4 protein-coding genes are annotated in these 3,621 nt (G+C 64.4%); 1 reads left to right on the top strand and 3 read right to left on the bottom strand.

The features are described from left to right. Positions 1 to 51 precede the first annotated feature (51 nt). From OXG55_14325 to OXG55_14315, 3 genes are all read right to left on the bottom strand, one after another. On the bottom strand, positions 52 to 1,098 hold the full coding sequence (locus OXG55_14325) for an RNA-directed DNA polymerase (protein MCY4104415.1): 1,047 nt from the start codon (positions 1,096 to 1,098) through the stop codon (positions 52 to 54). Positions 1,099 to 1,486: 388 nt separating this feature from the next. After that, on the bottom strand, positions 1,487 to 2,113 hold the full coding sequence (locus OXG55_14320) for a hypothetical protein (protein ID MCY4104414.1): 627 nt from the start codon (positions 2,111 to 2,113) through the stop codon (positions 1,487 to 1,489). Beyond that, on the bottom strand, positions 2,103 to 3,308 hold the full coding sequence (locus OXG55_14315) for an XRE family transcriptional regulator (GenBank protein ID MCY4104413.1): 1,206 nt from the start codon (positions 3,306 to 3,308) through the stop codon (positions 2,103 to 2,105). The genes OXG55_14320 and OXG55_14315 overlap by 11 nt, the downstream gene beginning before the upstream one ends. Positions 3,309 to 3,425: 117 nt before the next feature. On the opposite strand from OXG55_14315, the gene OXG55_14310 reads away from it, so the two are divergent. Continuing rightward, positions 3,426 to 3,551 (top strand): hypothetical protein, encoded by a 126-nt coding sequence (locus OXG55_14310; protein MCY4104412.1) that lies wholly within the window; start codon positions 3,426 to 3,428, stop codon positions 3,549 to 3,551. Positions 3,552 to 3,621: the final 70 nt, after the last annotated feature.

Below are 3,621 nucleotides of genomic sequence, written 5' to 3'. Positions count from 1 at the left end.
GGCAACTCCGCGACGCGATCGGCGACCCGCCCCGCAATCGAACCTTGGATGCTAGTGTCCTGAGCCGGAAGTTCGTCGGCGGTATCTGGTGAGGTTAGCAAGCCTCTCAACAGCGGTTTCGCGCCAAGGCCAACGGTTGAGGCCACGCCATATCCTCATGAACTTGGAACTCAGGACACTCGCCGCGGGTGAGGTCAGGTAGGCGATCTCTGCGTGCTGGATGGCGTTCTCAGCACCCTCGGTGCCCTTCGGATGGACCGCGACCTTTGAGGTGTTGACTTCAAGTCCGAGTTCCGACGCTGTGGCTTCGTAAACCTCGCGAACCCCTGGCCACTCGCTCTCGGCTTGGAGGAATATCCAACTGTCGTCCATAAACCGGATGTGGCCCTGGGCACGACTGGAGATCGCTTCGTCAAGTCTCAGCAGCGTGACGTTTCCCAGCAGCCCGGATGCTTCGGGTCCGATGGGCAGACCTCCCGGGGCACCCATCGGCACAATATCGCGAAGGAATTCGCCGATGAGCGTCACGGCACCACGCGGCGACATGATCTGGTGTAGAGCATCCATGAGGACTCTCGGATCAATCGACGGGTAGTAGTCCCTCACGTCGGCAACGGCAAGCGCATGGCAGCGGGCCTCTGAGAACAGTTCCCGTGCACGCTCGCGCAGTAGTCGGAAAGACTCTCGGATGCCGCGCACCGACCACCCCGGCGGATCGTTCGCAAGCCGATAGCTGAACACGTCCGACCCGAGCGCTGTTTCGATCGCGATCGCAACACGTCCGACAACGATCCGGAGATAGAGATCGTCGTACGGATGGAGCCAGGCCATCCTGCGGAGCTCGCCCCTGCCGGTCTTCGGAAGCGGGAACGTGTGGGCGACGGAGGGGCAGCGCCCCTCCTGCAAGCGGCCGATCAGGCGCTCATGCACCAACTCGGGAGCCGCATTGAGGTCAGCCCAACCATCGATGTCCGGAAGATCCCGCTTACCGGTCCAGTCGGCGCCGGCCCGCAAGTTGGCCGAGACCTCGGCCAACGTTGGTGGATGGCCGCCGCCGTGGGGCCATGAGGAGCGCTCGATTCCTCCTTCAAATTTCACTGCTGTTGTGCTCGTTCCACTGCTGTCATTCGCGGCCACCGTACCTTGACTAGGCGCGGAAATCCATCCCGCTTCGCTATCCGGGGCAGGCCCTACCGAGATCCACATATTCCGCATACCGAGCGCATCGGAATTCCACAGGATGTCCTCCGCGCGGAGGTGCTTGATTAGGTCCTAACGCACCCTTGGGTTGTGGCGCAGCGGACCGATCCAGATCCTGAAGAGGTCGTCGGGAACCCGCCGCTTGGACAGGGCGTCGAAGGGTTCGGAGGTCGTTGCAGACCAGTGTGACCTGGTGTCAGTCCAGTTCGATGAGGAACTCGGCGACGAGGGTGGCGATCGCCGAAGCGACAGGTCGGCGTCGTCGGCGGACAGCTCGTCTGCACCATCATGCGAAGGGCCGGCCGGAGTCCCAGAATCCGCGGGAGCGCATGGCCGCGTGGAGGTCGTTTGCTTCTTCGGCGGTCACGTGTCCTTCCTCGGCTGCCCGGATCAGCAGCTTTCGGATCCGCTCATAGGGGAAGTCTCGATTCCCGTGAAGTTTCTTCAGCACTTCGAGTGCGTCGGAGTCGTCCGTGGCAATCGTCCAGCCGCGCTCGAACGAGATGGCAACACACGCCGCCTCCCCGGGCCCGAGCGGTACCCGGACCCCGTACTGGAGAGCGTCGGCACTCTCGAGCTTGGCGGCCAGCAGTCGCTCGCCGGAGGCCATGGGTACCGACACAAGCCTGCCCTCGTCGTGCAGCGAATCGATGCGGCTGACTCGGGACAGCGAGTCGACATCACCCGTCAGGCGGGCCGAACTCTCGTAGTGCCCCACCACTTGGCGCATCTCCGAAAGCAGTTCCGCTCTTCTCCGCGCCATTGGCGGGAGATCCCGGTCCTCCGGGTCGTAGACCGCCAGCGGGACCTGCAGAGGTGTCCCGAGAAGCGTGCAGAGAAGGGCCTCCTCGCCGACGAGGAGGAAGTACAGCAGGACGACCGTATCGATGATGTGCTTGTCGTCAGATAGCAACCGTCGCCTCGAACTCAACGAACTCCATGTCCACCTGTGGCTGCTCCTGCTCGGCGTTGCCATGTGGCCGACCGAGGATCTGCACGATGTCCGGTACAGCAACCCCGGCGAATGATGCAGCCGTGGGTGGCGACATGAGTTCTGCGATCACCGCTGTTCGTAGCATTCGCAGGAACGGCCGGGGAAAGCGGTGGATTCTCCACAATCCGGCGTCCTGCTCGTATTCCTCGGGGTGGATCGAGTAGCCGAGCGAGCGAGCGAGCGACACCGGGCGAACCGAATGCCTCAGCTCACGGTAGGTGTCCGCTGTCACGACCTTCATCTGGCGTAGCCGGACGAGAGCGGTCGGCCACGAGACACCGAAGTACCGCTGGATGTGGATGGCGTCGGTGGCGTCGACGATTCGAGGGGGAATCCCGACCTCTTCGACGAACCGGCGGACACCTTCGCTCGGCATGAGGAATTCGCCGGCGAATGCGTCGGCGAAGCTCTCGCGAGGGCCGCTGCCGTTGGACACGACACGGTTCGTCTCGTTGCTGTGGAACAGAGCATGGGCAAGTTCGTGGGCGGCCGTGAAACGGCGCCGCCCCGGGGTCATGTCCAGGTTGACGAGGATCGAGAATCCGACCTCGGGATGGTTCAGGAACGCTCCCGAGGGCGCGTGGGAGAGGTCCCCGCCGAGGGGCGCTCGATAGACGGTGATTCCCAACAGTTCGCACACGGGATCGAGGTCACGGATCGGCCCGGTGCCGAGGCCGACGAGAGAGCGGACCTCCTCCGCCTTACGGCGGACGTCGTCCTTCTGGACGAACTTCGCCCGATGGACGAAGGGGCTCTGCGCGAGACCGCGGATGGGGATGCCGAGGAGGTCGGCCAGTTCGGCGTACCGCTGGAGGAAGTCGACGAACTCACGGATGCCCGGCGCCGCTCCGGGATCGATCTCCTCGTCTGCTCGGAGCAGCATTCCCGCCAGATCAACCTCCTCCGGCTCGACGTCGCGACCCTCCGCCAGGTCGGCGGGGGTGATGCCGAAGAGCCGGGCCAATGCGCTCAACTGGCGGTCGTTCGGAGCCCGCGAGCCGGCCTCCCAGTACGACACCATGGCCCGGCTCACCCCGAGCGCCGCACCCACGTCGTCCTGGGAGTAGCGGGCACGGGCGCGGCTGCGCCTCAGGGCTTCGTGCAAGTCGGTCATGGTGTGCCTCCCCACGATGAGCCTGTTACGAATTATTCCACATCGCGTTGCAATGCGCAACCTGAGGGGTTACGATAATCCCAGCATGTCCGCGAATAGCGCAACAGGAGTAGCCAGATGACGCCTTCCACCGCCCCGGGTCCCGACCCCAACCTCGAGATCTACCTCCACATCGTCGGCTGCGAAGACCCGCAGGTGGTCGCGGTGGCGAGTGATGGCCGCGTGGCCGACCTGCCCGCGTAGCGGGCTGCGCTCACATTGGCGAGGTCGCGGCGGACCTTGGGGTTGTGGCGCAGCGGACCGATCCAGGTCC

The organism is bacterium (genome assembly GCA_026708055.1).
GTDB lineage: Bacteria > Actinomycetota > Acidimicrobiia > Acidimicrobiales > CATQHL01 > VXNF01.
This window is presented reverse-complemented; position numbering and strand designations above follow the sequence as displayed.